The organism is Streptomyces sp. XM83C (assembly GCF_023072675.1).
Taxonomy (GTDB): Bacteria; Actinomycetota; Actinomycetes; order Streptomycetales; family Streptomycetaceae; genus Streptomyces; species Streptomyces thermocoprophilus.
This window is the reverse complement of sequence record NZ_JALLGL010000014.1, coordinates 1-25,854: the sequence shown is the minus strand read 5'-3', so window position 1 is coordinate 25,854 and position 25,854 is coordinate 1. Positions and strand designations below refer to the sequence as shown.

At 73.7% G+C, this 25,854-nt stretch carries 23 protein-coding genes and 1 riboswitch; of the genes, 11 read left to right on the top strand and 12 right to left on the bottom strand.

Annotation, left to right across the window (positions count from 1 at the left end; all coding sequences use genetic code 11):
* Positions 1-17: 17 nt before the first annotated feature.
* The 4 genes from pknB to thiO form a co-directional block, all read right to left on the bottom strand.
* Positions 18-1,952, bottom strand: coding sequence for a Stk1 family PASTA domain-containing Ser/Thr kinase (gene pknB, locus MTQ10_RS03375; RefSeq protein ID WP_247462019.1), 1,935 nt, complete (start codon positions 1,950-1,952; stop codon positions 18-20).
* 202 nt (positions 1,953-2,154) lie between these two features.
* Positions 2,155-2,949, bottom strand: a complete 795-nt coding sequence (locus MTQ10_RS03370; RefSeq protein WP_247462018.1) for a thiazole synthase — start codon at positions 2,947-2,949, stop codon at positions 2,155-2,157.
* A gap of 2 nt (positions 2,950-2,951) precedes the next feature.
* Entirely contained in the window at positions 2,952-3,152 is a 201-nt protein-coding gene (gene thiS, locus MTQ10_RS03365; RefSeq protein WP_247462016.1) for a sulfur carrier protein ThiS, read from the bottom strand.
* A complete protein-coding gene (gene thiO / locus MTQ10_RS03360; RefSeq protein ID WP_247462014.1) occupies positions 3,149-4,315 on the bottom strand; it encodes a glycine oxidase ThiO in 1,167 nt (388 codons plus the stop codon). Before thiO ends, thiS begins: the two co-directional genes overlap by 4 nt.
* A riboswitch (TPP riboswitch) is annotated at positions 4,313-4,424 on the bottom strand. It overlaps the preceding gene by 3 nt.
* A gap of 51 nt (positions 4,425-4,475) precedes the next feature.
* Here thiO and MTQ10_RS03355 point away from each other — a divergent pair.
* The 6 genes from MTQ10_RS03355 to MTQ10_RS03330 all read left to right on the top strand — a co-directional run bounded on the left by MTQ10_RS03355 (position 4,476) and on the right by MTQ10_RS03330 (position 9,541).
* The gene (locus tag MTQ10_RS03355) at positions 4,476-4,826 is read left to right on the top strand and encodes a hypothetical protein (protein WP_247462012.1); all 351 of its coding nucleotides are present in this window, start codon (positions 4,476-4,478) and stop codon (positions 4,824-4,826) included.
* An 84-nt stretch (positions 4,827-4,910) separates the two neighbouring features.
* A complete protein-coding gene (locus MTQ10_RS03350; RefSeq protein ID WP_247462054.1) occupies positions 4,911-6,140 on the top strand; it encodes an NAD(P)/FAD-dependent oxidoreductase in 1,230 nt (409 codons plus the stop codon).
* Between the two features lie 175 nt (positions 6,141-6,315).
* Positions 6,316-6,681, top strand: a complete 366-nt coding sequence (locus MTQ10_RS03345) for an Rv2175c family DNA-binding protein (RefSeq protein WP_247462010.1) — start codon at positions 6,316-6,318, stop codon at positions 6,679-6,681.
* A gap of 193 nt (positions 6,682-6,874) precedes the next feature.
* Complete coding sequence (gene thiE / locus MTQ10_RS03340) at positions 6,875-7,525, top strand: thiamine phosphate synthase (protein WP_247462007.1); 651 nt, start codon at positions 6,875-6,877, stop codon at positions 7,523-7,525.
* A gap of 121 nt (positions 7,526-7,646) precedes the next feature.
* Positions 7,647-8,570, top strand: a complete 924-nt coding sequence (gene metF, locus MTQ10_RS03335) for a methylenetetrahydrofolate reductase [NAD(P)H] (protein WP_247462005.1) — start codon at positions 7,647-7,649, stop codon at positions 8,568-8,570.
* Positions 8,571-8,626: 56 nt separating this feature from the next.
* A complete protein-coding gene (locus MTQ10_RS03330) occupies positions 8,627-9,541 on the top strand; it encodes an SCO2102 family sporulation regulator (RefSeq protein ID WP_247462004.1) in 915 nt (304 codons plus the stop codon).
* A gap of 28 nt (positions 9,542-9,569) precedes the next feature.
* On the opposite strand, the gene MTQ10_RS03325 is transcribed toward MTQ10_RS03330, so the two are convergent.
* From MTQ10_RS03325 to MTQ10_RS03310, 4 genes are all read right to left on the bottom strand, one after another.
* On the bottom strand, positions 9,570-11,078 hold the full coding sequence (locus tag MTQ10_RS03325) for a phytoene desaturase family protein (RefSeq protein WP_247462002.1): 1,509 nt from the start codon (positions 11,076-11,078) through the stop codon (positions 9,570-9,572).
* A 555-nt stretch (positions 11,079-11,633) separates the two neighbouring features.
* Positions 11,634-12,260: a TetR/AcrR family transcriptional regulator gene (locus MTQ10_RS03320; protein ID WP_247462000.1), complete on the bottom strand. Its 627-nt coding sequence runs from the start codon at positions 12,258-12,260 to the stop codon at positions 11,634-11,636.
* Positions 12,261-12,295: 35 nt separating this feature from the next.
* Positions 12,296-14,380 carry a YhgE/Pip domain-containing protein gene (locus MTQ10_RS03315; protein WP_247461998.1) on the bottom strand — a complete coding sequence of 695 codons (2,085 nt, stop codon included), beginning with the start codon at positions 14,378-14,380 and terminating at the stop codon, positions 12,296-12,298.
* A complete protein-coding gene (locus MTQ10_RS03310) occupies positions 14,352-15,194 on the bottom strand; it encodes an ATP-binding cassette domain-containing protein (RefSeq protein WP_247461997.1) in 843 nt (280 codons plus the stop codon). Before MTQ10_RS03310 ends, MTQ10_RS03315 begins: the two co-directional genes overlap by 29 nt.
* A 196-nt stretch (positions 15,195-15,390) precedes the next feature.
* Here MTQ10_RS03310 and MTQ10_RS03305 point away from each other — a divergent pair, with 196 nt between their 5' ends.
* The 3 genes from MTQ10_RS03305 to MTQ10_RS03295 all read left to right on the top strand — a co-directional run bounded on the left by MTQ10_RS03305 (position 15,391) and on the right by MTQ10_RS03295 (position 17,784).
* Complete coding sequence (locus MTQ10_RS03305) at positions 15,391-15,993, top strand: SAV_6107 family HEPN domain-containing protein (RefSeq protein WP_247461995.1); 603 nt, start codon at positions 15,391-15,393, stop codon at positions 15,991-15,993.
* Positions 15,994-16,336: 343 nt separating this feature from the next.
* A complete protein-coding gene (locus tag MTQ10_RS03300; protein ID WP_247461993.1) occupies positions 16,337-17,107 on the top strand; it encodes a methyltransferase domain-containing protein in 771 nt (256 codons plus the stop codon).
* A gap of 287 nt (positions 17,108-17,394) precedes the next feature.
* On the top strand, positions 17,395-17,784 hold the full coding sequence (locus MTQ10_RS03295) for a DUF3040 domain-containing protein (protein ID WP_247461991.1): 390 nt from the start codon (positions 17,395-17,397) through the stop codon (positions 17,782-17,784).
* 496 nt (positions 17,785-18,280) lie between these two features.
* Here the strand turns inward: MTQ10_RS03295 and MTQ10_RS03290 are convergent, their stop codons facing one another.
* From MTQ10_RS03290 to MTQ10_RS03275, 4 genes are all read right to left on the bottom strand, one after another.
* Positions 18,281-20,758 (bottom strand): transglutaminase TgpA family protein, encoded by a 2,478-nt coding sequence (locus tag MTQ10_RS03290; RefSeq protein WP_247462052.1) that lies wholly within the window; start codon positions 20,756-20,758, stop codon positions 18,281-18,283.
* Between the two features lie 31 nt (positions 20,759-20,789).
* On the bottom strand, positions 20,790-22,154 hold the full coding sequence (locus tag MTQ10_RS03285; protein WP_247461989.1) for a DUF58 domain-containing protein: 1,365 nt from the start codon (positions 22,152-22,154) through the stop codon (positions 20,790-20,792).
* On the bottom strand, positions 22,154-23,188 hold the full coding sequence (locus tag MTQ10_RS03280) for an AAA family ATPase (RefSeq protein ID WP_247461988.1): 1,035 nt from the start codon (positions 23,186-23,188) through the stop codon (positions 22,154-22,156). The genes MTQ10_RS03285 and MTQ10_RS03280 overlap by 1 nt, the downstream gene beginning before the upstream one ends.
* A 237-nt stretch (positions 23,189-23,425) precedes the next feature.
* Positions 23,426-23,968 (bottom strand): beta-class carbonic anhydrase, encoded by a 543-nt coding sequence (locus tag MTQ10_RS03275; RefSeq protein ID WP_247461986.1) that lies wholly within the window; start codon positions 23,966-23,968, stop codon positions 23,426-23,428.
* A 440-nt stretch (positions 23,969-24,408) separates the two neighbouring features.
* Between MTQ10_RS03275 and rsmH the strand changes: the two genes are divergently transcribed.
* On the top strand, positions 24,409-25,365 hold the full coding sequence (gene rsmH / locus MTQ10_RS03270) for a 16S rRNA (cytosine(1402)-N(4))-methyltransferase RsmH (RefSeq protein ID WP_247461985.1): 957 nt from the start codon (positions 24,409-24,411) through the stop codon (positions 25,363-25,365).
* Positions 25,366-25,446: 81 nt separating this feature from the next.
* On the top strand, positions 25,447-25,854 hold a 408-nt coding region (locus MTQ10_RS03265), incomplete at its 3' end, for a hypothetical protein (RefSeq protein WP_247461983.1).

Below are 25,854 nucleotides of genomic sequence, written 5' to 3'. Positions count from 1 at the left end.
GGAAACGGTGGTGTGCGTCACCGGATGGTGATCTTGATGGTGGAGCCCTTCGGTGCCCGCTCGCCGCCCTTCACGGACTGCTTCTTCACCGTGTCGCCGAACAGGCCCAGCAGACCCCGGTCCTCGTCGACCTCGAACCCGGCCGCCTTCAGCTTCTCCTTGGCCTCGGACACGCTGTCGCCGACCACGTCCGGGACCACCACCATCTCCGGGCCCTTCGACAGCGTCAGCGTCACCGTGTCGCCCTCGGCGGCCTCGCTGCCGCTCTCCGGCGTCTGCGCGGCGACCTTCCCCGCGTCGTGCTCGGAGTTCACCCGCTCGTCGGCCACCACGACGTTCAGCCCGGCGGCCTCCAGATCGCTCCTGGCCTCGGCCAGGTCCTCGCCCGTGACATCCGGCACGTCCACCGGGCTGCCCTTGCTGACGACCAGCGCGATCGCCGAGTCCGCGTGCCGCTCCGTACCGGCCGACGGGTTCGTGGAGATCACGAAGCCCTTCGGGACGTCGTCGCTGAACTCCCGCGTGACCATGCCCGGTTCGAGACCGCTGTCCTTGAGCACGGACCGCGCCTTCTCCAGCCGGTAGCCCTTCAGATCGGGCACCTTCACCGTCTCCGGGCCGCGCGACACGGTCAGCGTCACCCTGCCGTTGCCGCGGATGCGCTCACCCGGCGCAGGGTCCGTGCTGATCACGGTGCCCCGCTTCACGGTGTCGCTGTACGCCCGCCGCACGGACACGTCCAGCCCGGCCTTCTCCAGCTCCGAACGGGCCTGCGCCTCCGTCTTCGCCAGCAGCGGAGGCACCTTCGTGAACTGGCCCGAGTTGATGTACCAGACGCCCCCGCCCAGGCCGAGCACCACCAGCACCGCGACGACGATCGCCCAGACCCGCTGCCGCGGGCTCACCTGACGGCGCCGCGGCAAAACCGGCGGCGCCTCCAGCCGGCTCGTCCGGTGGAACTCCTCCCGCCCGGCCCCGTCGCCCTCGTCCTCGTTCACCGGCAGCGGCCTGGGCACGGCCGGCGCACGCGGGATGACACTCGTACGGTCGTCCGCGTTGTCGTGCTCCACGGCACGCGCCTGCGGCGGTACGGCGTCCAGCTGCTCCTCGGTGAGACCGGCGCGCGCCTCACGGGCCTGCGCCAGCAGCGCCACCGCGTCGTGCGGCCGGACCTCCGCCGTACGCGCCGTCGCCGACGCCACCAGCTCGTCCAGCGCGAACGCCAGCCCCGGCACGAGGGCCGACGGCGGCGGCACGTCCTCGTGCAGATGCTTGTACAGCACCGTCGCGGGCGACTCCGCGTCGTGCGGCTTCTCACCGGTCAGCATCTCGTACAGCACGACACCGCACGCGTACACGTCCACGCGGGGATCGGCCACGCCGTGCTCGATCTGCTCCGGCGCCAGATAGGCGACCGTGCCGAGGACCGCCCCGGTGGTGTCCGTGACCGTGTCCACGGCCCGCACCAGACCGAAGTCGGCGACCTTGACCCGCCCGTCGTCCCCTATCAGGACGTTCTCCGGCTTCATGTCGCGGTGCACGAACCCGGCCCGGTGCGCGGCGCCCAGCGCGGCCAGCACCGGCTCCAGGATGTCCAGCGCGGCCCGCGGTTGCAGCGCCCCGCGCTCGCGCAGCACGTCCCGCAGCGTGCACCCGGCGATGTACTCCATCGCCAGATACACGTACGACCCGTCGGTGCCCTGATCGAAGACCTGGACGACATTGGGGTGGTCGAGCCGCGCGACCGACTTCGCCTCACGGATGAACCGCTCCACGAACGTGCCGTCCGACGCGAGCGCGGGGTGCATCACCTTCAACGCGAGCACGCGGTCCAGGCGGGTGTCCACGGCCCGGTAGACCGTGGCCATCCCGCCGACCGCGATCCGCGCGTCCACGCGGTAACGACCGTCGAGCACCTGCCCGACGAGAGGGTCCTGAAGGGTCGTGTCCACGCACGCGAGTCTACGAGCCACCACCGTCGCCCCTGCCCACCCGACAAGATCGCACCCCGACTGCAGCCGACCTGTGACGTCCCGGGCAACCCGGAGACACAGGCTCCCCCGACAGCGGCAACGCGGTGCGCCTGCGGCCGGTCGTGCGCCGGGGCGGTGTGCCCGCCCCGGCGGGCGGCACCCCGCAGGCACCCCCCGTCCGTCAGAACGCCGGCCGCTCCGGATCCAGCCGAGCCACCCCCTCCACCGGCGACGACGCCCGCGCGAAGTGCCGCCGCGGAATCCGCCCCGCCCGGTACGCCAACCGCCCCGCCTCCACGGCATGCCGCATCGCGTCGGCCATCAGCACCGGCTCCTGCGCCCGCGTCACCGCACTGGCCAGCATCACCCCCGCACACCCCAGCTCCATCGCCAGCGCCGCGTCCGACGCGGTCCCCGCGCCGGCGTCCAGAATCACCGGCACACGCGCGTTCTCCACGATCAGCTCGAAGTTGTGCGGGTTGCGGATGCCGAGCCCGGACCCGATCGGCGAGCCCAGCGGCATGACCGCCGCACAGCCGACGTCCTCCAGCTTCCGCGCCAGCACCGGATCGTCGTTCGTGTACGGCAGCACCGTGAACCCGTCGTCCACCAGCGTCTCCGCCGCGTCGAGCAGCTCCACCGGGTCCGGCAGCAGCGTCCGCTCGTCGGCGATGACCTCCAGTTTGATCAGGTCCGTACCGAGCGCCTCCCGTGCCAGCCGCGCCGTCAGCACGGCCTCGCCGGCGGTGAAGCAGCCCGCCGTGTTCGGCAGGACGCGGATGCCGAGCCGGTCCAGCACCGACAGCACCGAACCCCGCACCGAGGGGTCCACGCGCCGCATCGCGACGGTCGTCAGCTCCGTGCCGGAGGCGACCAGCGCCCGCTCCAGCACCTCCAGGCTGGGCGCCCCGCCCGTGCCCATGATCAGGCGGGACGAGAACGCCGTACCGCCGATGACGAGGGGATCGTCCGCCATGGTCAGCCTCCCTGGACGGCGGTGAGGACCTCGACACGGTCGCCGTCGGCGAGCGCGGTCACCGGCCACTGCGTGCGGGGCACGACCGTCTCGTTGAGCGCGGCGGCCACCCCGGAGGGCGCGGCGGTCAGGGAACGCACGACGGTGTCGAGCGCGGTGCCGGGCGCGAACTCCCGCGGCTCGCCGTTGACGGTGATGTTCATGCGGGCTGCTCCTGGAGAGCGGCGGCACCGAACCGCCGCGGGGTGAACGGGCGGGCCACGTCCGGGAGTTCCCCGGTCGTCAGCGCGTGCGCCAGGGCGTCGCCGGTGACGGGCGTGAGCAGGACGCCGTTGCGGTGGTGGCCGGTGGCGAGCAGCAGCCCGTCCAGGCCGGTCGGGCCGAGCAGGGGCGCGTTGTCGGGGGAGCCGGGCCGCAGCCCGGCCTGTGTCTCGGTGAGGGGAAGCTCGGTGAGTCCGGGCACCAGCTCGTGCGCGTCGCGCAGGAGTTCGTACACTCCGCCCGCGGTGACGGTGGTGTCGAAGCCGAGTTCCTCACTGGTCGCGCCGATGACCAGTTCGCCGTTCTCCCGCGGCACCAGGTAGACATGGCTGCCGCGTACGACGGCCCGCACGGTGCGGCTGAGGAACGGCCCGTACCGCTGCGGCATCGTCAGCCGCAGCACCTGGCCCTTGACCGGCCGTACCGGCGGCAGCACCTCCGTCGGCACGCCGGCCAGCCGTCCGCTGAGGCTGCCGGCCGCGAGCACCGTCTGCCCGGCGCCGAGGGCGTTCCCCGCGCGCGTGACGACTCCCGTCGCCCGGTCCCCGTCCAGGGTGAGCCGTTCGGCCCACTCCCGGCGGAAGGCCACACCGGCCCGCTCGCACGCGGTGACCAGGGCCGCAGCGAGCCGCCGCGGGTCGATCTGGTGGTCGCCGTCCACCCGCAGCCCGCCCCGCACGCCGGGCGCCAGCATCGGCTCCAGCCGACGGCACTCCCGCCCGGTCAGCCACTCGGAGTCCAGCCCCGACCGCTGGTGCAGGGCGTGCAGTTCCCGCAGGTGGGCGCGGTCGTCGGCGTCGAGTGCCACCGCGAGGGTGCCGCACCGGCGGTAGCCGAGGTCGTGCCCGGTGGCCTCGGTCAGCTCGGCCGCGAAGGCGGGGTAGCGCTCGGCGGAGGCCAGGTTCAGGCCGAGCAGGGTCTGCTCGCCGTGGTGCAGTTCCGTGACGGCGGCCAGCATCCCGGCCGCCACCTGAGCGGCGCCGCCGCCGGGCTCCGGGTCGACGACCGTGGTGGAAAGGCCGCGTTGCGCGGCCCGCCAGGCCGTGACCAGGCCGATGATCCCGCCCCCGACGACGAGGACGTCTGACGTACGCGTGGGCGACATGGGCGTCCAGCCCCTCCCTTCGCCGGCATGACCCGGATCAGGTTCGTACGGTCGGAGGCCGCCAGCCTCCCTCTCAGCCCGGTGCGTCCGGGCTCCCGCGAGTGCTTTACGGTGGCCACCCTAACCGTCCCGTCTCCGCCCGTGTAAGGGAGCCTCGGCCATGGCCCGTTCGCTCGACGGACTCGTCCTCGCGCCCGTCGCCGACCAGGCCGCAGGCCAGGTCGGCACCGACACCCGGTTCGCGTACCACGAGCGGGACGGGGTGATCTGGGCCGAGTACGCGGGCGGTGACGTCGTGCGCGGGCACCTCGTGGGTATGCGGCACGAGGACCGGCTGGACTTCCGGTACGTGCAGCTCAGGACCGACGGCACGACCGCCTCCGGGCACTGTGTGTCGGACGTCGTGGAGCTGCCCGACGGGCGGGTCCGGCTGGAGGAGAGGTGGCAGTGGGAGTCGGCGGAGGGCAGCGGCACCAGCGTGGTGGAACAGGTCGCCGAGCCGGGGCCCTGAAGTGACGGCGGGTCACATGTCTAAGGTGATCGGGTGAGCGAGCAGACACGGGAAGAGGCCGTACGGCGGGGCGGGACGCGACGCGTGGTGATGGTCGGCGCGGGCATGGCCGGGGTGCAGACCGCCGTCGCCCTGCGCGAACAGGGCTTCACCGGCACGGTGACCGTCATCGGCGCCGAACCCCACCAGCCCTACGACCGGCCCCCGCTGTCCAAGGCCGTCCTGCTCGGCACCGCCGAGGGCTCCGCCTTCGACGTCGACTTCGACGGCCTCGGCATCGACCTGCTGCTCGGCCGCGAGGTCACCGGCCTGCGCCCCGCCGACCACGAGGTGGACACCGAGGCCGGGCCCGTCCCGTACGACGTGCTGGTCCTCGCCACCGGTGCCGAACCGGCGCGGCTGCCCGGCGCCGACGGCATCCCCGGCGTGCATCTGCTGCGCACCCTGGACGACGCCGAGCGGCTGCGGCCGGTGCTGGCACGGCAGCACGACGTCGTGGTGGTCGGCGCCGGCTGGATCGGCGCCGAGTTCGCCACCGCCGCCCGCGAGGCGGGCTGCGCCGTCACCGTCGTCGAGGCGGCCGGCCGCCCCCTCGCCGAGGCGCTGCCCGCCGAGGTCACCGCCCCCATGACCGCCTGGTACGCCGACAGCGGCGCCGTCCTGCGCACCCACGCGCGCGTGGAGCGAGTCGAGCCCGGCGCGGTGGTGCTGGACGACGGCACGCGCGTGCCGGCCGGCGCGGTCGTCGTCGGCATCGGCGCCCGCCCGGCCACCGGTTGGCTGACCGGCTCCGGCGTCGCGCTGGGCGCGCAGGGCGAGGTCCTCGCCGACGACATGCTGCGGACCTCCGTGCCCGACGTGTACGCCGTCGGTGACTGTGCCTCCTTCCCGTCCGCGCGTTACGGCGAGCGGCTGCTCGTCCACCACTGGGACAACGCGCTTCAGGGACCGCGCACCGTCGCCGCGAACATCGTCGGCGCGGACGGCGCGGCGCCGCCCGCCGTGTACGACCCGGTGCCGTACTTCTGGTCGGAGCAGTTCGGCCGGTTCGTCCAGTACGCCGGTCACCATGCCGCCGCCGACCGCCTGGTGTGGCGGGGCGACCCGGGCGAACCGGCCTGGACGGTGTGCTGGCTGCGCGACGCCCGGCTGGTCGCCCTCCTGGCCGTCGGCCGGCCCCGTGACATGGCTCAGGGACGGCGCCTGATCGAGGCGGGCACCCCCGTGGACGCGGACCTGCTGACGGACCCGGCTGTGCCGTTGAAAAAGGCGGTCGCCCGACACCGCGGCGGCCCTGGTGCGGATCTGCCGTGACGGCCGCACCGGTCCCGGCGCGGCCGGTCCGCCCGCGACGCCCGCACCGTCCCCTGGCGCAGGCCCGCTCGCGACAGCAGCGTGGGCCCCGGCACTGACCCGCTCGTGGGGTGTGTTCTCCCAGGTGGACCGGCCCGGCTTCCGACTGTCAGTGGCAGATGGCAGTCTTGGTTCCGTGACCGAGATTGACGCAAAGATCGATGCTCTCGTCCCCGCCTGGCTCACCCTCCCCGACATCGCCGAGAAGCTCGGCGTCGAGGTGACGCGTGTGCGGCAGCTGGTCAAGGAGGGCCAGCTCATCGCCGTACGCCGTGGCGAGAACCGCGCGCTGCACGTCCCCGCCGCCTTCATCGACGGGGACAAGGTCGTCAAGGGTCTGTCCGGGACCCTGACCCTGCTGCGGGACGACGGCTTCACGGTCGAAGAGATGATCGAGTGGCTCTTCACCCCCGACCCGAGCCTGCCCGGCACCCCGGCGCAGGCCCTGAGCGAGAATCGCGGCACGGAGGTGAAGCGCCGCGCCCAGGCGCTCGCCGTCTGAGCCGACTCCGCAGCACCACCGAACACCGTCCGGCGTACGGGCCGGGGCCCGCGTCCGCGCAGGCCACGACCCCGGTCGGGGACGGCCTCCGCGGCCGTCCCGGCACCGGGTACCGGGTGAGGACGGCCCTCAGGGCCGCCCGCCGCCCGCCCCGGCCCGTACGCCCTCGACACCCACCACGGGGGGACTTCGCATGCCGCACACCGACGCCCGCGCCCGGCTCGCCGACGCCCGGCTCTACCTCTGCACGGACGCCCGACGGCGCCAGGGCGACCTGCCCGCGTTCCTGGACGCGGTGCTGGCCGGCGGCGTCGACATCGTGCAACTGCGCGACAAGGGCATGGAGGCCGCCGAGGAGCTGGAGCACCTGAAGGTGTTCGCCGAGGCCTGCGCCCGGCACGGCAAGCTCCTCGCGGTCAACGACCGCGCCGACGTCGCGCACGCCGCCGGGTCCGATGTGCTGCACCTCGGGCAGGGCGACCTGCCGGTGCCCGCCGCCCGCGCCGTCCTCGGCCCCGACGTGCTCATCGGGCGATCCACGCACTCCGAGGACGAGGCCCGCGCTGCCGCCGTGCAGGAGGGCGTGGACTATTTCTGCACCGGCCCCTGCTGGCCCACCCCCACCAAACCCGGCCGCCCCGCGCCCGGCCTCGGCCTGGTCCGGAACACGGCCGCGCTCGGCACCGACCGCCCCTGGTTCGCGATCGGGGGCATCGACCTCGGCAACCTCGACGAGGTGATCGAGGCGGGCGCCCGCCGCGTCGTCGTCGTCCGGGCGATCACCGAGGCCGCCGACCCGGGCGCCGCCGCCGCGGAGTTCGCCAAGCGGCTGCGGGAGGCCTGAGCGGAGCCGTTCACCCGGCCGGGGACCCCCATCTGTCCAAGGAGTGGACAGAGAACCGGCAATTCGGGCAAATATCCGGCATCCGGTTGGGGGACCGCCTACCCGTGGTTAACCTGCCCGTATGGCCCTAGGAACCGCATCCACCAGGACTGATCGCGCGCGCACCGTGCGCGAGATCCTCGCCGCCGGCAAGACGACGTACTCGTTCGAGTTCTACGCGCCGAAGACGCCGGCCGGTGAGCGCAACCTGTGGAACGCGCTGCGCAGGGTCGAGGCCGTGGCCCCCGACTTCGTCTCCGTCACCTACGGCGCGGGCGGCACCACCCGCGCCACCACGGTCAAGGAGACCCAGCAGATCGTCGCCGACACGACGCTGACGCCGGTCGCCCACCTCACCGCCGTCGACCACTCCATCGCCGAACTGCGCAACATCATCGGCCAGTACGCCGACGCCGGGATCCGCAACATGCTCGCCGTACGCGGCGACCCGCCCGGCGACCCCATGGGCCCCTGGGTGCCCCACCCGCAGGGGCTGACGTACGCGGCGGAGCTGGTGCAGCTCATCAAGGAGTCCGGTGACTTCTGCGTGGGCGTCGCCGCGTTCCCGGAGATGCACCCGCGGTCCACGGACTGGGACACGGACGTGCGGTACTTCGTCGACAAGTGCCGGGCGGGCGCCGACTACGCCATCACACAGATGTTCTTCGACCCGGAGCCCTATCTGCGGCTGCGGGACACCGTCGCCGCGGCCGGCTGCGACACCCCCGTGATCCCCGAGATCCTGCCGGTCACCAGCATCAGGATGCTGGAGCGGCTGCCCAAGCTGAGCACGGCGGCCTTCCCCGACAGCCTGAAAGAGCGGATCCTCACAGCGAAAGACGATCCGGCCGCTGTACGCTCCATTGGCATCGAATTCGCCACGGAGTTCTGCGCGCGACTGCTGGCCGAAGGTGTGCCCGGTCTGCACTTCATCACGCTCAACAACTCCACGGCCACGCTGGAAATCTACGAGAACCTGGGTCTGCACCACCCGCCGCAGGCCTAGACCGGTCGCACTGCCGTACGACACACTGCACAGCGGCCACTGGGAGAGGGGCGTACATGGGCTGGACGGTCCTCTACATCGCGTTCGGCGTCGTCGCGCTGTGGCTGCTCGGTGAGGTGCTGCTGCAGTACAAGGCGCGGCTCCGCTGGCGGCTGCTCGCGTTCGTCGGCTTCCTCGGCGTCGTCTTCGGTGTACTGATCCCGTCTGTCCTCGTGATCGCGGCGGGCGCCGCCGCCTTCGCCGTCGGGCAGACCTACGTCACGCTGTCGTTCCGGCGCGGCTTCGCCGCCGGCTGGGCGGTCAGCCGTCCCGGCGCCGACAAGGGCAGCAAGCGCCGCCGCGGCGGCGCGGAGCGCCGGGAGCCCACCCTGGAGGTGTCCGACCTCCAGGCCGACGACGACAGCGGGGCCGACGCCACCGCGGCCTCCGGAGCCTACGAGGACCGGCTCTCCTACGACGACGACCGCGACGACGTGTTCACCCCGGCCCGCCCGGCCGCCGGCGGGACCACGGCCGTCTACCAGCCGGAGCCGCTGCCCGACGACACCGGCTCCTACGGCGTCTACGGCGACCGCGCAGGCGAGGCCCGGCCGCAGGACCAGTACGCCGCGACCGCCCAGTCCACCGACCAGACGTACGGCTACGACGCGTACTCCGGCTACGGCTACGGCTACGACACCGGTCAGCAGCAGTACGCCGCCTACTCCGACCCGTACATCGGCACGCAGACCTACGGCGGCGCCGGATACGACACCGGCTACGGCGACCAGGCCTACGGCCAGCAGACGTACGGCGGCGACCAGTACGCCACCGGCGGCTACGACGGGACGACCCCGGCCGGCGGGGTGTGGGTGCCGCAGCAGCGCAACGACGAGACCTACGGCGGTGAACTGCCGCCGGAGCAGCAGCCCTACCCGTACCAGCAGGGCAACGGGCAGAGCGCCGGGTACGACGAGCAGTACCGTTTCTGAACCCCCGGCGCCCCGCACGGGTCCGGGCTCACTGCGAGCCGCGGAAGTCCGGCCCCTCCACGATCAGCCCGGCCACCAGCGCACCCGACATGCCCGCGTGCGGCAGACCGCCGCCCGGATGCGCCCAGCCGCCCACCCGGTACAGGCCCGGCAGCCGCGTCGTGTTCGCGGGATGCAGCAGCCGGCCCCCGGCGGCGGCGAACGCCGGAGGCGGCACCGCACCCGGACGGGCGCCCGTCTCCTCCGCGGTGTGCGCCGGGGTGCGCAGCTCGTGCCACAGCAGCCGCTCCCGCAGACCGGGCACCGCCCGCTCCGCCGCGTCCAGCAGCACGTCCGTACAGCGCCGTACCGTGCCCTCGTCCGCCCAGTCCAGGCCGGCGGGGAGCACCGCCGACACGACCGCCGCCTCGTGACCCTCAGGGGCGAGCGTCGGATCGTCCGGGCGCAGCACCGTCGCCGTGGTGGAGGGGATCTCCTCGCCACCGGTCGCCACCAGGAAGTCCATCTCCGTCTCCCGGTCCCGCGCATGCACCACCGTGCGGTGGGCGGCGCCTTCCTCGCGCTCCCCGCGCAACGCCAGCAGCAGCACGGCCCGGCCCTTCCCCTCGCCGGCCGGGTCAGCCCGTACCTCGCCCTCCCCGTCCAGCTGGTGACCCGTCAGGGTGCGCAGCCGCGCCGGGTCCACGTCCGCCACCACATGGTCCACCTCGGCGACCGTCCCGTCGGCCAGCTCCACCCCGGCCGCCCGGCCGTCCTTCTCCACGACACGCGTGACCTCGGCGCCGAACACGAACTCGACCCGCCGCGCCAGACACCGCTCGTACACGGCACGGGCCAGCTCACGCAGCCCGCCGCGGACGTACCACATGCCGAAGGCGTGCTCCATGTACGGCAGCACGGCCGTGCTCGCCGGGGCGGTCCGCGGGTCCAGGCCGTACGCGAGGGCGTGGCTCTCCAGCAGCGCGGCCAGCCGCTCGTCGCGCAGCTCGAAGGCGCCGATCTCGCGCAGGGTGCGGGCACGCCGGGTGCGCAGCAGCCGCTTGACCGGCACCGACGGATACGGCTCCTTCTCGGCGAGCACCTGCCAGTTCGGCCACAGCGGCTCCTCCAGCAGGGGCCGCCGGGTGCGGTCCCAGGTCTCGCGGGCGCGCACCAGGAAGTCGCCCCAGCGCTGCCCGGCCCCGTCGCCCAGCGCCTCGTCGAGGGCGGCGACGACACCGGCACGTGAGGCGTTCGGCAGCGCGACCCGTGTGCCGTCCGGGAAGACGTGCCGGGCCGCCGGATCGACCTGGACCAGGTCGACGCGGTCCTCCAGCGGCTCCTTGCCCGTCTTCACGAACAGGTCCCGCCAGACGGCCGGCAGCGGCAGCAGGCCCGGACCGGTGTCGAAACGGAAGCCGTCCCGCTCGACGCGGCGCAGCGCACCGCCGTACGTGTCCGTCCGCTCGTACACCACCACCCGGTGGCCTGCCACGGCCAGCCGGGCGGACGCCGCCAGGGCGCCCATCCCGGCGCCGATCACCGCAATCCGTGCCATGCCCGCGACTTTATCCGCCGCCACCGACAGCCGGGCCGGGGGAGTGGCCGCCCCGGTCGCGGGGCGCGTCCGCCCCGCTGACGGGCGTGTCGGCCGGCGCCCGGGAGTGTCCGCGCCACCGCCCCTGCCCTCAGGCGGCCGGGGGTGAGTGCTCAGGACTGAGTATCCGTACCTAGGCGCAGAGATGAGTACCCGCGCGGATGGGGACGGGCCCGTCCAACCGGGAGAGTGGAGGCACGGAGACAGGGCACGGCTCCGGCACCGGCGACACGGGGCGCCGGAACGGAGCCGCCCTCGATCCGCTCCTTCCGCCGGCCGGAGCGTCGGCGGGAGCGAGGCAGGGGGAACCCGGGGGACGACCGTCGACGGGGGTTCCGACGGGGGCGTACGCACCGCACGGGGAACAGCGGCACACGCACGCGTGCCGCGTCCCTCGTGCGGGACGTACGGGGAGCGACACGAGCGCCGGTTCCGGCGAGCGGGCCTGTCGGGGGACAGGGCCCCTGCCGGAACCGGCGCTTTCCGCGGCCGTGACGCCGGCCGTGGGCGCCGGGGTCAGCGGCGCCCGCTCACCCGGCCCTGGAGCAGCCGCGACAGCGCCGCGTGCACATCGTCCAAAGACCGCTCCGGCTGGAACGACTTCCAGTCCAGCGCCGCCACCAGCACCATCCCGACCAGGGCCGCCGCCGTGAGCGGCACATCGATCTCCTCGCTGAACTCGCCGGCCGCCACGCCCTCGCGCAGCACCCCCTCGACCACCGCGACCGCCTCCTGCCGCACCACCAGCAGCGTGGACTGCCAGGCGCGGTTGGTGCGCCACAGCTCGGCCACGTACAGCTGCGTGAAGGCCGGGTAGCGGTCGATGAAGACGAGGCCGGCGCGGATCATCGCGTCCAGCGCGTCCACCTTCGAGCCGCCCTCCCGGGCCGTTGCCTCGGCCGCCTCACGCAGCGAGGCGGTCAGCAGACCCACCCCGTGCCGCAGCAGCTCCTCGAAGAGGACCGACTTGCTCGCGAAGTTGTAGTAGACGGTGCCCTTCGCGACTCCCGCGCGCTCGGCGATCTCGTCGACCGTGGTGGCGGAGAAGCCCTGCTCGGCGATGAGCGTGACGGCCGCCTCGTAGAGCTTCTGCCGGGTGGCCTCGCGGCGGGACGTGCCGCCCGACGTGGTGCTGCTTTCCATGGCACCGATTGTCACAGGCGGGCACGCGCGCGTGGTCACAGGCTCAGCTCCGGGTGCAGCTTGTCCAGCGTCCACACCTGGCGGCGGCGCGCCGCCAGCGCGGTCAGCGCCAGCGCGCCCGCGGTGAAGGCCACCAGCACCGCGCACGCCGTCCACACCGGCCCCGGATCGCCGCCCGTGATCAGCCGCCGCAGCGCCTGGACGACGTAGCTCATCGGCAGATACGGGTGGAGCGCGTTGAAGAAGCCCGGGGACGTCTGCACCGGGTAGGTGCCGCCCGCCGACGTCAGCTGGAGCATCAGCAACGCGAGGACGAGGATCCGGCCGGCCGCGCCGAACCGGGCGTTCAGCCACTGCACGATCGCCGCGAAACAGGCCGTCACCAGGAACAGGAAGCCCACCGTGCCCGCCGCCCGGACCGCCTGAAGGCCGACCGCCCAGTGCAGCACCGCCATCAGCGCGGCCGACTGCAGCACCCCGATCGCCGCCACCGGCAGCCAGCCCGCGAGCGCGATCCGCCACGCCGGGGCGCCCGCGGCGAGCGCACGCCGGTTCATCGGCGGGATCAGCATGTACGCCACCATCGCGCCCACCCACAGCGACAGCGGGATGAAGTACGGGGCGAAACCGGTGCCGTAGTTGGGCGCGCGGTGCAGGTTCTGCGTGGCCAGCCGGACCGGGTCGGCCATCACGTCCGTGCGCTCGTCACGCTCCCGCTGGTCGTAGTCGGGGATCTTGCCCGCGCCGTCGTGGAGCCCGCCGGCGAGCTTGCCGGAGCCGTCGACCAGCTTGAACATGCCGCCGTTCAGCGTGTCCGCGCCCGTCTTCAGCTTGCCCACGCCCGTGTCGAGGGAGACCGCGCCCTTCTTCGCCGAGCCGAGACCCGTGTGCAGGGCCTTCGCGCCCTTGGCCACTTCGGCGGCGCCGCTGTTCAGCTTGTTGATCTTCGCCGCGGCGTCGTCGAGGTCCTCCGACAGATGCGGGGCGCGCTCGGCGAGCTGCCTGGCCTGCTTCTCCAGCGTGGCCAGATGCGTGTCCAGCGTCTTCAGGTCCCCGTGCACGTCGCCGATCAGTGTGTTGAGGTCGTCGGCGACGGTCGCCACGTCGGCGGCACCCGTCTTGGCCTTCTTCAGGTCCTCGCAGGCCGTGTCGGGCAGCACCGGCGTCTCGCAGCGCCGCTCGTACACCCCGTCGAGCAGATCGGCGGCGAGGTGGGCGCGCGCGGCGGTCTTCGGGGCCCGCTCGACCAGCGTGTCGAGGTTGTGCCGGATGCCGGCGGCCGAGTCGGCGACGAGCCGCGCGGTGTCGCCGATGAACTTCTCGTTGTCCTGCAGGAACGGCCGCACCTTGTCCGCGGTGCCGTTCACCTTCTCCGCGAGCTTCTTCGTGCCCTCGGCGACCTGCGCCGAGCCGTCCTTCAGCTCCCCGGCGCCCGTGTGGAGCTTCTTCAGCCCGCCGGACAGCTTGCCGCTGCCCTCCTTGGCCTCCTTCAGCCCGTCCGCGAGATCCTTGGAGCCCTTCTTCGCCCTGCCGATGCCGGTGCTGAGCTCGTCCGCGCCCTCGGCCGCCTCGACGGTCTTGTCGTGGATGTCGGAGAAGGAGATGAAGATGCGGTCCAGGAACGTGCGGGCCGTCCGCGTGGACGCCGCCGTGCGCACCTCGCTGAACACCGTCCGGGAGATCTGCCCGACGATGTAGTTGTTCGCGTCGTTGGTGCGCACCTGCAACGCGCCCGTCTCCGGCGCGCTGCCCGAACTGGAGGCGATCCGGGCACTGAAGTCCGCCGGCATGGTCAGCGACAGGTAGTACGTGCCGTCCTCCACGCCCCGCCGGGCCTCCTCGGCGTCGACCTCCCGCCAGTCGAAGGTCTGTGAGGCGTGCAGCCGCTCGGCGATGTCGTCGCCCGCGGTGATCCTCTTGCCGTCGACGGTCGCGCCCCGGTCCGCGTTGACCAGCGCCACGGGGATACGGTCCAGGCGGCCGTACGGGTCCCAGAACGACCACAGGTACAGGGCGCCGTACAGCAGGGGCAGCAGCAGAAGCGCCACCAGCGCGGCGCGCGGCAGCTTGCCCCGGCCGAAACGCCGCAGCTCAAGCGCGGCCAGTCGCGGGGTGCGCATCCGCGGTCTCCTCGGTGTCGGGGGTGTCGTCGTGGGCGTCGTCGCTGTCGTCGCTGTCGTCGCTGTCGTCGGTGCCGGGCGCCGGGGCCTCGCCGGTGCCGGACGCTTCCGCCGGTGTCGCCGCCGCGTCCGCTGCCGTGGACACCGTCACCGCGCCGTCCGGTGCCTCGCTGCACACCGCCAGCACGGTCGTGCCGGACTCGGCGACGGACCGCAGCAGCGCCCAGGCCTCCTCGCGCTCCGCGTCCGACAGCTTCAGATCGGTGTCGTCCACGCCCAGCAGCCGCGGCCGGCCGATCAGGGCCAGCGCGACCGACAGCCGCAGCGCCTCCAGCCGCTCCAGATCACGTACGGCGGTCCGGGACCCCTTGGGCAGCGCCTCACGGTCGAGACCGGCCGCCTCGAGCGCCGCGTCGATGCGCAGCCGGGTCTCGCAGGCGCGCTGCGCGCGCGGGCGCAGCAGCGAGCGCACCGAGTCGCCGAACCGCCGCTGCAACAGCGCCCGCTCCCTCAGGTGCTCGCCCACCGTGAGCGCCGGTTCGAGGTCGGTCACCCCCGGCACATGGGCGAGCGCGCTGACCCGGCGGACGGCGGACATCTGCCGGGGCAGCCGCAGGCCGTCCACGGCGGCCGTGCCCTCCGTGGGCCGCATCCGCCCGGTCAGCGCGAGCAGCAGGCATGTGCGGCCGGAACCGGACGGCCCCGCCACCGCGATCAGCGAACCGGGCTCGGCGTCGAGGCCGACACCGCGGAACGCCCAGCCCCGGGGACCCCGCAGCCCCAGATCGTCGGCGACGACACGTGCTCCGGCCACAGTCCCACCCCCTTTGATGCGAGCCGCCGCCACGAGCGGCTCATTTTGAACTGACTGGTCAGTGCAAAAACTAACCCGAACCTGCGATCGAAGCAAAAGCCCAGGTCAGACCGGATTGTCAGTGCCATACCTCACGATGGGCACATACGGCACTCCGCTGCGGAGCGTGCCGTCGACAGACGACAGGAGGTTCGTCATGGCCAGCTACCACGCAGCAGCCGCCCGCCGGCGCCGCGCCACCGGCCCTGCCCCCTCACTGACCGGCCCGGCGAGCGACGTGCACCCCGTGCTGCGCCGGGCGAGCGCCCCGCCCGCCGCCCTCGACCTGCTCGCCCAGGCCCGCGCCGGCCTCGACGAGGCCGCCCTGCTCGAAACCCCCAACGAGCGGTACGCCACCGCACACCTCGCCGCCCTCCGCACCGCCGCCGCCGTGCTCGCCGCCCGCGGACGCCCCGAGACCTCGCCGCGCAAACGGGCCAGGATCCGGAGCGCCTGGGAAGTGCTCCCCGAGATCGCGCCGGAACTGACCGAGTGGAGCGCGCTCTTCGCCTCCGGGGCCCGGCGCCGCGCCCGGGCCGAGGCAGGCATCCAGGGCGCGGCCAGCCGCCGCGACGCCGACGATCTGATACGTGACGTGGCGATGTTCGTCCGCCTCGTCGAACGGATGCTGGTCCTCCAGCCGGTCCTGCCCCAGCCCCGCCAGGACACGGACGGCGCACGTGGAGGGGGAAGCGGCGCCGACGCGCGCACGGCGGGGGAGACGAGGCAGGGGAGGGACGACATGCCTGACGCCGGCTGACAGCACCGGCCCGCCGACCGGCCACGCCCCTCGCCCGCCACGCCGGCCGCCGCCTCAGCCCGCCACGGCAGCTACCGCCCCTGCCCGTGACGGCGGCAGCGGTCCCGCCCGAGACGGCGACAGCAGCCCCCGCACGTGTCGGCGCAGCCCGCCCGCGCCCGCGGCGGCCCCGGGCGCCGGTGACCCGGATGTCCCGGTCCGTGACCGTCATGGCCGGGCAGCGCGCCGGAGGCAATAGGGTGGAGGACGCCTGAACGCCTCCTTCACCGTCCCCGGACCGAGCGGAGGCAGCCCGATCGCACCGCCGGGCCGCCGACGGTGCCGCGCCGAGGAGTCAACTGCCGTGTCGGACCCGATGCGACCCCGAGCCTCTCTCCGTACCGCCGTGGTCTGGGAGGTCCTCCAGGACGCCCTCGACCGCCGGGCCAAGGCGACGGGACGGGACTCGCTCGACGTCCTCGACACCGGCGGAGGCAGCGGCAACTTCGCCGTGCCCCTCGCCCGGCTCGGCCACCGCGTCACCGTCGTCGACCCCAGCCCCAACGCCCTGTTCGCGCTGGAGCGCCGCGCCGCCGAAGCCGGCGTGGCCGAGCGGGTCAAGGGCGTCCAGGGCGACGCGCACGGCCTCTTCGACGTGGTCGAGCGCGGCGGGTACGACGTCGTCCTGTGCCACGGCGTCCTCGAATACGTCGACGACCCCGCCGAAGGCCTCCGCAACGCCGTCGCCGCCCTGCGCCCCGACGGCGTCGTCAGCGTCCTCGCCGCCGGCCTCGGCGGTGCCGTCCTCGCACGCGCCCTCGCCGGTCACTTCAAGGAGGCCCGGCAGGCGCTCGACGACCCCAGCGGTCGCTGGGGCGACGGCGACCCCGTGCCGCGCCGGTTCACCGCCGAGCAGCTGACCTCGCTGTTCGAGGCCGCGGGGCTGCGGGTCGGCGCGGTGCACGGCGTGCGGGTCTTCGCCGACCTCGTGCCCGGCGTCCTCGTCGACACCGAGCCCGGCGCGCTGGAGGCACTGCTGAAGCTGGAGGAAGCCGCCGCCCAACTGCCCGCGTTCCACTCCGTGGCCACACAGCTCCATGTGCTCGGTGAGACCGAAGGTGCCGCAGGGGCCTGAGCCGCCGCCCGTGACCGCCGGGGCGCTGCCGCTGATCAGCGGCAGCGCCGCAGATGGAGTAAGCCACAGCCCCTCCGTTCGAGGGCTCGGAGCCGTATGATCGAAGCAGACCGCCCGGCATGACGGGCCGGTCGCCGGGGAATGGAAGCCTCAGCGAGCCGGAACGCGCATGGCGGATCCCGGTTGCCCAACTGGCGCAGAGGGGCGGGTTTCAAGGGGGCGATTCCCCGCCTATCCTGAAGAGACCCCCCGGGTCGCCCCGGCGACTGCACGATGAGGAGGACTCCGTGCCGCTCTCGGAGCACGAGCAGCGCATGCTCGAGCAGATGGAGCGAGCGCTGTACGCCGAAGATCCCAAGTTCGCGTCGGCGCTTGAGGGAAGCGGGCTGCGTACGTACACCCGGCGGCGGGTCTACCAGGCGGTCGCGGGCTTCCTTGTTGGTATTGCGCTCCTCATGGCCGGAATGGTCGCCCAGCAGGTCTGGCTCAGCGTGGTGGGATTCCTCGTCATGCTGGGATGCGCGGTGCTCGCCGTGACCGGCTGGCGCAAGGCCCCCAAGCCCGGCGAACAGGCCGGCACCCCTTCCCACGGTCGGCACCCGGGCCGTCCCAAGCGCTCCATGATGGACCGCATCGAACAGCGCTGGCAGCGCCGCCGGGACGAGCAGGGCCACTGACCAGGAAACATCAGCCAGACGCCTGAAGGGGCGACCACCTCGGTGGTCGCCCCTTCACGTACATACACCCGCACACCAGCGTCCGGCCCCGCAGACCCACGCTCGGCATCGCACACCCACAACCGGCCCCGCACACCAGCGGCCTCGAATACCCACGACCGGCGCGCCCTGCGCCCACACCGGCACCTCGCCGCCGACCGGCGCGCTGACCGAGCAGGCACCCTGCATGCCGACCCGGCCCCGCCCGGAGCCGCGGGCCCCAGGGGGCTCGGACAGGCCCCGCCCCGCCTCTGACCCGGACCGGCGCACCGATCAGGCCGCCCCGACCCGATGGCAGCGCAGCCGCCGCTGTCCGAAGCCGGCCGCCCCGACCCGGCACACCGGATCGCACCTGCCCGGGGCCCAGGCGGCGGCAGGCCCGCCCCCCCGCCGCCCGCAGACCCGGGACCGGCGCCGCACGTCTTCGCCCGTGCCCGGCGACGCGACCTCGGCCAGGTCAGCTCGGCTGTTGCGGCGTCGGGCGACGGAGCAGCGCGGACCAGCGGGCCGCCCAGCGGCTGCGGATCGCTGCCCAGCGGGCCGACAGGTCCCAGACCGCCCGGACGGCCGAGCGGGGCGCGACGACCGCACGCAGCCTCGTCCGCCGGCTCGCCCGCGCCCGCAGCGCCGCCCGTACCCTGCGGGCGTCCTCCGCCAGCCCCGGCCGCGTCTCGGGACGCGGCGCGAACAGCACCTGCTCCACCGCGCCCGCCACCCGGTGCACCGACGCCGCGGCCGGCTCGTCCAGCTCTCCCAGCCGCACGATCCGCGCCGCCGCCTTGCGCGGCGTCAGCGCCTCGTCCGGCGGGATGCCGAAGTCCCAGGCGGTGTCCGTGAGCTCCTGCCACACCGCGAGCACCCTCCCCGCGGCGATCCCTTCGCCGTCCGCCGGCGCCGTACCCGGCCCGGCAGCGAGCTCCGGGCCGGCCGCGGGCACCGGGCCGTCGGCGCCGCTCGTCCCCGGACCGTGCTGCGCCGACGCCAGCCGCACCGCCCGCCGCCGCAGCCGCCACAGCATCGGCGCCAGAGGCACCGCGGCCAGCGCGAGCCCCAGCAGGGACCAGCCCAGCAGCCCCCACCACGGCGTACCGCTGCCCGCGTCGTCCCCCGAGACGGGCGGCAGGGCACCGGCGCAGGCCTCCAGCCGCTTGTCCAGCGCGTCACAGCCCGCGGACTCCGTCGGGGACGTCGACGCGTCGGCGCCCGCCGAATGCGATGGCCGCGGAACGTCCGGGACGGTGTTGCCGGGCGTGTCCGCCACCGTGTACGACGGCGTCGTCCCCCGGCTGGGCGTCGGCTCGAACCGGGTCCAGCCCACGCCCTCGAAGTACAGCTCCGGCCAGGCGTGCGCGTCCTTCAGCCCCACCTTCACCGAGCCGTCCGCCTGCGGCGTGCCCGGCGCGAAGCCCACCGCGACCCGGGACGGTATGCCCAGTGTGCGGGCCATCGCCGCCATCGCGAACGAGAAGTGGATGCAGAAGCCCTGCTTGTCCCGCAGGAAGCGGGCTATCGCACCGGAGTCGCTGCCGACCTCCACCTCGGTGTCGTACTGGAACCCGCCGGTGACGGCGAAGTAGTCCTGCAGCTTCACCGCCCGCGCGTAGTCGCTGTCCGCGCCCGCGGTGATCGCGCGGGCCGTGCGCGCCACCACCGACGGCAGCGAATCCGGCACCTCCGTGTACTCGCGGAGCATTACCGCCGGAGGCCGCGGCGCCGCCGCCAGCTGCTCGGCCGTCGGCTGCACGTCCAGACTGGTCACGTCCCAGGTGAGACCGCCCGTGGTCTGGCGGTGGTCGCCGACCAGCGTCATGCCCACCGGTTCGTACCGCCAGTCGCCGCCCACCTGCACCGAGCTGGGCGGATACGGCATCGGCAGCCACTCCTGCCGGTAGCCGTCGGCCGCCCTGATCCGGGTCCGCACCTCCGAGCGGAGGATGTCCGCGGACAGGCCCGGCGGAGACGGCAGCGTGTCCGGCACGGAGGTGATGCTCCGCTTCGCCGGCCGCCACGTCGTGCCGTCGAAGTCGTCCAGGGACACGATCCGCAGATACATGTCGGTCAGCGTCGGAGACGTCGTGCGCAGCGTCATCACGACCTGGTCCTGGTCCTGGTTCAGGCTGTCCCGCAGCGACACCAGCGGATTGACCGCGGAGATCGTGCCCCCGCCGCCGCTGCCCGAGCCGACGCCGCTCCCGGCGCCGTCCAGCAGACCGCCCTGTATCGCGGGCAGCGGCAACAGCGGCACCACCAGGGCGATACCGAGCGCGACCGCACCGATCCGGCGGCCCGTGCGCACCGGCGCCAACGGCGCCGGAGCGGCCCCCGGCATACGGGGCGCCCCGCCGAACACCCGCCCCCACTGGGACAGCCGCTCCCGCCCCTCGGCGAGCAGCAGCATCAGATAGCCGGCCGCCGCCAGCAGGAACCACACCCAGTCGCCCGCCCCGTCGGACAGACCGGCCGCGACCGAGTACAGCGCGAGCAGCGGCAGACCCGCCGGGGCCGCGCTGCGGAAGGTCACCGCGAGCGTGTCCACCAGCAGCCCGATCAGCAGGACCCCGCCGAGCAGCATCAGCCGGATGCCGTCCGACTCCAGGGGCGCCGGGATCGCGTACCGCGCGATGTCGTCCGAGCCCTGCTGGAACAGATCGGCGAAACGCGCGAACGCCTCCGGGCCCGGCACGATCCCGCCCAGCGCCTGCTGCCGGGCGAACAGCAGCGTGAGCAGCAGCAGCGTCACCATCGCCTGCGACAGCACGGTGACCGGGCGGGCCAGCGGCACCCGGCGCGTGGCCACCCCCACCAGGGTCTGCACGCCCAGCAGGAACGCCGCCTGGAGGATCCACGTGGCGGGATCGACCAGCGGCAGCAGCGCGCACGCCGCCAGCAGCGTGGCCGCCCACGCGCACAGGGCCAGCCGGGCCCGACTGCTCAGCACCGCGCTCCCCCTTCGCTCGTCCCGCCGCTCACCGTGCCTCCCCCGTTCCCCCGGCCGACAGCACACCCGTGCGCAGCCGGTCTGCCTGCCGCCACAGCTCGGTCAGCGAGGCGCCCCGCGGCACCTCCACCGCCGTCCAGCCGGCCTCCCGCAGCAGCCGCAGCCGTTCCTCTGTCCTCTTCATCGGTCCGGGCACACCGTTCGGTTCACGCGCCCACACCTCGCTGTCCAGGACGAAGGCGATCGCGGCCGCGCTGCGCTGCCGCATCCGCCCCGCCACCGCGGCCTGCTCCTCGTCGAGGTCGCCGAAGAACGCCACCAGCAGGCCCTCGTTGCCGCCGCGCAGCACGTCGTACGCCGGTGACAGGCCCGTGCCGTCCGAGTGGTCGATCACCGCGAGGGTGTCCATCATCAGCCCGGCCGCGTCCGCCGACTCCTGGCTCGCACCCGCGAAACCGTCCGCGCCCTCGCCGGGCACCGAGCTGCCCGTGTCGGTCAGCAGCCGTACCGAGAAACCCCGCTCCAGCATGTGCACCAGCACCGACGCCGTACCCGAGACCGCCCACTCGAAGGCCGAGTCCGGGCCGGCGCCCCGGTAGGCGATGCCGCGGGTGTCCAGCAGCACCGTGCAGCGGGAGCGCTGCGGCTGCTCCTCGCGGCGCACCATCAGCTCGCCGTAGCGCGCCGTGGACCGCCAGTGCACGCGGCGCAGGTCATCGCCGTAGCGGTAGCCGCGAGGGATCACGTCGTCCTCGCCGGCCAGCGCCAGCGAACGCTGCCGCCCGTCGCCGTACCCCGTCGCCTCGCCGGTCAGCCGCACCGGCGGCAGCGGCTCGGTGCGCGGGATCACCGTCAGCGTGTCGTACGCCGAGAACGAGCGGGTCAGCTCGCACATGCCGAACGGGTCCGACAGCCGCAGCTGCAGCGGGCCCAGCGCGTACCGTCCGCGCAGATCCGAGCGGACCCGGTACGACACCTCGCGGCGTCCGCCCGCCTCCACCCGGTCCAGCACGAACCGGGGCCGGGGCCCCAGCACGTACGGCACCCGGTCCTGAAGCATCAGCAGCCCCGTCGGCAGCCGCGAGACGTTGTCCATGCGCAGATGGACACGGGCCTCGCTGCTCGCCGGGACCCGCCCCGGCGACAGCCGGCGGCTCGCCGCGACCCGGTACCGGGTGCGGTACAGCACCGCCGCGCACACCAGCGGCAGCGCCGCCAGCAGCAGCCCGACCCGCAGCAGGTCCTCCTGCCCGAGCACGTACGCGCAGATCGCCGCGGCGATACCGGCGGCGAAGAAGGAACGGCCGCGGGTGGTCAGCCCGGCCAGGGCGGTCCGCACGCCGCCCCGCTCCCCGCGGTCGGCCTCCGGACGCCCGGTCCCCCCGCTGCTCATCAAAGCCTCCGCGGGGGCTGCTGCGGGTAGGCCGGGGCGCCGGCGCCCAGACCGTAGCCATGGGTCCGCGGCGCCTGCGGCACCGGCGTGTGCTGGACGATCTCCTGCACGACCTGCTCGGCGGTACGGCGGTTGAGCTGGGCCTGCGCGGTGGGCAGCAGCCGGTGGGCCAGCACCGGGACGGCCAGCGCCTGCACATCGTCCGGCAGCGCGTAGTCCCGCCCGCTCAGGGCGGCGGACGCCTTCGCCGCGCGCAGCAGATGCAGCGTCGCACGCGGCGAGGCGCCGAGTCTGAGGTCGGGGTGGCTGCGGGTGGCGGCGACCAGCTCGACCGCGTACCGCCGTACCGTTTCGGCTACGTGGATGTCGCGGACGGCTTCGATCAGCTTCACGATGTCGTGCGCGTGCGCCACCGGCTGGAGGTCCTCCAGCGGGGAGATGCCGCCGTGCACGTCGAGCATCTGAAGCTCGGCCTCCACGCTGGGATAGCCCACCGACACCCGGGCCATGAAGCGGTCCCGCTGCGCCTCGGGCAGCGGGTAGGTGCCCTCCATCTCGACCGGGTTCTGCGTGGCCACCACCATGAACGGACTCGGCAGCTCGTACGTCTGCCCGTCGATGGTGACCTGCCGCTCCTCCATCGACTCCAGCAGCGCCGACTGCGTCTTCGGCGAGGCGCGGTTGATCTCGTCGCCGATCACGATCTGCGCGAAGATCGCACCCGGTTTGAACTCGAAGTCACGGCGCTGCTGGTCCCAGATGGACACACCGGTGATGTCCGAGGGCAGCAGGTCGGGCGTGAACTGGATCCGCCGCACCGAGCAGTCGATGGACCGCGCCAGCGCCTTGGCCAGCATCGTCTTGCCGACGCCGGGGACATCCTCGATCAGCAGATGTCCCTCGGCGAGCAGCACCGTGAGCGTGAGCCGTACGACCTCGGGCTTGCCCTCGATCACCCCTTCCACCGACCCGCGGACCCTCTCCACGGTGGCAGTCAGGTCTGTGAGGCTCGCTCGCTCGTCATAGGTCGTCACCCGGCCCTCCTCGGCCCGTACTTTCCGGGCCGACGCTCTGCGTGCGAAACCGGCCCACCCCGAATCACGGACACCACCCGGGAGCAGGCCCGCGTGACGTCACACTCCGCATTCTTGCTGCCGTTACCGATTCGTGTCACTCGACTGTGGACAACTGGCCGCGACAAGTCGGGTCTACCGACCTTATCGGCCTCGGCGGGAGCGGGATCCGTGAAATACGGGGCCGGGCCGTGTCCGTCAGGCCGGGTCGATCTCGCGCAGCAGACCCGTCTTCACATCGAAGACGAAACCGCGCACGTCGTCGGTGTGCAGCAGGAACGGCGAGGTCCGCACCCGCTGCATCGACTGCCGTACGTCCTGCTCCGCGTCCCGGAACGCCTCCACCGCCCACGCCGGGCGCTGGCCCACCTCCATCTCCAGCTCGTGCCGGAAGTCCTCGGTGATGGTCTCCAGACCGCAGTTGGTGTGGTGGATCAGCACCACGCTGCGGGTGCCCAGCGCGCGCTGGCTGATGGTCAGGGAGCGGATCACGTCGTCGGTGACCACACCGCCCGCGTTGCGGATGGTGTGGCAGTCGCCCAGCTCCAGGCCGAGCGCGGCGTGCAGGTCGAGACGGGCGTCCATGCACGCCACGATCGCCACGCGCAGCACCGGATGGGCGTCCATACCGGGGTCGGTGAACTCGGCGGCGTACCGCGCGTTCGCCGCGACCAAGCGGTCGGTCACCGTGTCCTGTATGCCGCCCTGGGAGCCGGCGGGAACTGATGCGGAAGTCGTCATACCCATGACCGTACTGGTCACAGGCGGCGTGGTCGCGCTGTGAGAGCGGGAGAAGAGCGTCATCACGTCCTACTTGTGAGCTAAGCCACACAGGTGGTGAGAGTGCGGCGTCCGGGTCGTCTTCCCCCCTCCGGCGGTTCCACTCCTGCCCGCCCGCGACGCGCAGGCCGGTTGATTGACCGCGAGACAGGGTGGACTAAAGTGACGCGAAGCGGGAGGCCAGGCCCTCCCCGCTGGACGGATCTCCACCGTGAGACCCCCCGACCCGTAAGACCCCGGCGCGCTGTCCGGAGATCTCCCACGTGCGCGGTGCGTACGTACGGCCCGGCCTCCTCCCGCTCCCGGCCGGCCGACGCCCCCGGCGCCGGCCCGCCTCCCCTTCCTGAGCGGGCGGGGACCGAGCGGTACGTGCGCGACCGCGCCGGACCTGAGAGGGCCCCTTGAGCCAGAGTCGACACGTCCCGGTGATGCTCCAGCGGTGCCTGGACCTGCTGGCGCCCGCACTCGAGGAGCCCGGGGCGGTGGTGGTCGACTGCACCCTCGGTCTCGGCGGCCACAGCGAGGCCCTGCTCACCCGGTTCCCCGGGGCGCGGCTCGTCGGCCTGGACCGCGACAAGGAGGCGCTGCGCCTGTCCGGTGAACGACTCGCCCCCCACGGCGAGCGCGCCACCCTCGTGCACGCCGTCTACGACGAGCTGCCGGCCGTGCTGGACCGGCTCGGCATCGCGCGCGTGCAGGGCGTGCTGTTCGACCTCGGTGTCTCCTCCATGCAGCTCGACGAGGCCGACCGCGGCTTCGCCTACGCGCAGGACGCGCCGCTGGACATGCGCATGGACCAGACGACCGGCATCAGCGCCGCCGAGGTCCTCAACACCTACCCGCCCGGCGAGCTGGTGCGGATCCTGCGCGCGTACGGCGAGGAGAAGCAGGCCAAGCGGATCGTCGCGGCGATCGTGCGCGAGCGGGAGAAGGAGCCGTTCAGCAACAGCGCACGCCTGGTCGAGCTGATCCGCGACGCCTTGCCGCAGGCCGCCAAACGCACCGGCGGCAACCCGGCCAAGCGCACCTTCCAGGCGCTGCGCATCGAGGTGAACGGCGAGCTGAGCGTGCTGGAGCGGGCGATCCCGGCCGCGGTGAAGGCGCTCGCCGTGGGCGGGCGGATCGCCGTCCTGTCGTACCACTCGCTGGAGGACCGGCTGGTCAAGCAGGTCTTCGCGGCGGGCGCCGCGTCCACCGCGCCGCCCGGACTGCCCGTGGTGCCCGAGCGCTACCAGCCCCGGCTCAAGCTCCTGACGCGTGGTGCCGAACTTCCCACCGAGGAAGAGATCGCCGCCAACCGCCGCGCCGCCCCCGCCCGGCTGCGCGGGGCCGAGCGCATCAGGGAGGACGTGGAGTGACAGACCCGGGTGCGGGCCTTGCCGGTCCCGCCGCGGCGCCGGCTGCGGGCCGGGGCGGAGAACCGGATCGGAGGGGGGACGGTGGGCAGTAGACCGGAACTCAAGGGGCGCGCCGCCCGGCTCGCCCGGCTCCTCCCGGGGGCCGCGACACCGGGGCGGGCCGCCCGTACGCCGTTCGTGCTGCTGGTCGTCCTGCTGCTGGGCGGCGGCCTCATCGCGCTGCTCGTGCTGAACTCCGCCCTGAGCGAGGGCGCCTTCAAGCTGGACGACCTCCAGAAGGACACCAAGGCCCTCACCGACGAGGAGCAGGCGCTGCAACGGGACGTCGACGCCTTCTCCGCCCCTCAGGCCCTGCAGCGCCGGGCCCGCGAGCTGGGCATGGTGCCCGGCGGCGACCCGGCGTTCCTCGCCCCCGACGGCACCGTCCGCGGCGTGCCCTCCCCGGCCGCCCCCGAACCCGCGGGGGCGAGCCGGCCCCTGGTCCTCGCC

Excerpts from the sequence above, each read along its gene's own strand:
- MTQ10_RS03285 (WP_247461989.1), bottom strand. The coding sequence starts at position 22,154 with ATGAGCAGCGGGGGGACCGGGCGTCCGGAGGCCGACCGCGGGGAGCGG.
- thiS (WP_247462016.1), bottom strand. The coding sequence starts at position 3,152 with ATGAACATCACCGTCAACGGCGAGCCGCGGGAGTTCGCGCCCGGCACC.
- thiE (WP_247462007.1), top strand. The coding sequence starts at position 6,875 with ATGCCGCACACCGACGCCCGCGCCCGGCTCGCCGACGCCCGGCTCTAC.
- thiO (WP_247462014.1), bottom strand. The coding sequence starts at position 4,315 with ATGTCGCCCACGCGTACGTCAGACGTCCTCGTCGTCGGGGGCGGGATC.
- MTQ10_RS03305 (WP_247461995.1), top strand. The coding sequence starts at position 15,391 with ATGGCCAGCTACCACGCAGCAGCCGCCCGCCGGCGCCGCGCCACCGGC.
- MTQ10_RS03355 (WP_247462012.1), top strand. The coding sequence starts at position 4,476 with ATGGCCCGTTCGCTCGACGGACTCGTCCTCGCGCCCGTCGCCGACCAG.
- MTQ10_RS03320 (WP_247462000.1), bottom strand. The coding sequence starts at position 12,260 with ATGGAAAGCAGCACCACGTCGGGCGGCACGTCCCGCCGCGAGGCCACC.
- MTQ10_RS03275 (WP_247461986.1), bottom strand. The coding sequence starts at position 23,968 with ATGACGACTTCCGCATCAGTTCCCGCCGGCTCCCAGGGCGGCATACAG.
- MTQ10_RS03370 (WP_247462018.1), bottom strand. The coding sequence starts at position 2,949 with ATGGCGGACGATCCCCTCGTCATCGGCGGTACGGCGTTCTCGTCCCGC.
- MTQ10_RS03315 (WP_247461998.1), bottom strand. The coding sequence starts at position 14,380 with ATGCGCACCCCGCGACTGGCCGCGCTTGAGCTGCGGCGTTTCGGCCGG.
- MTQ10_RS03325 (WP_247462002.1), bottom strand. The coding sequence starts at position 11,078 with ATGGCACGGATTGCGGTGATCGGCGCCGGGATGGGCGCCCTGGCGGCG.
- MTQ10_RS03330 (WP_247462004.1), top strand. The coding sequence starts at position 8,627 with ATGGGCTGGACGGTCCTCTACATCGCGTTCGGCGTCGTCGCGCTGTGG.
- metF (WP_247462005.1), top strand. The coding sequence starts at position 7,647 with ATGGCCCTAGGAACCGCATCCACCAGGACTGATCGCGCGCGCACCGTG.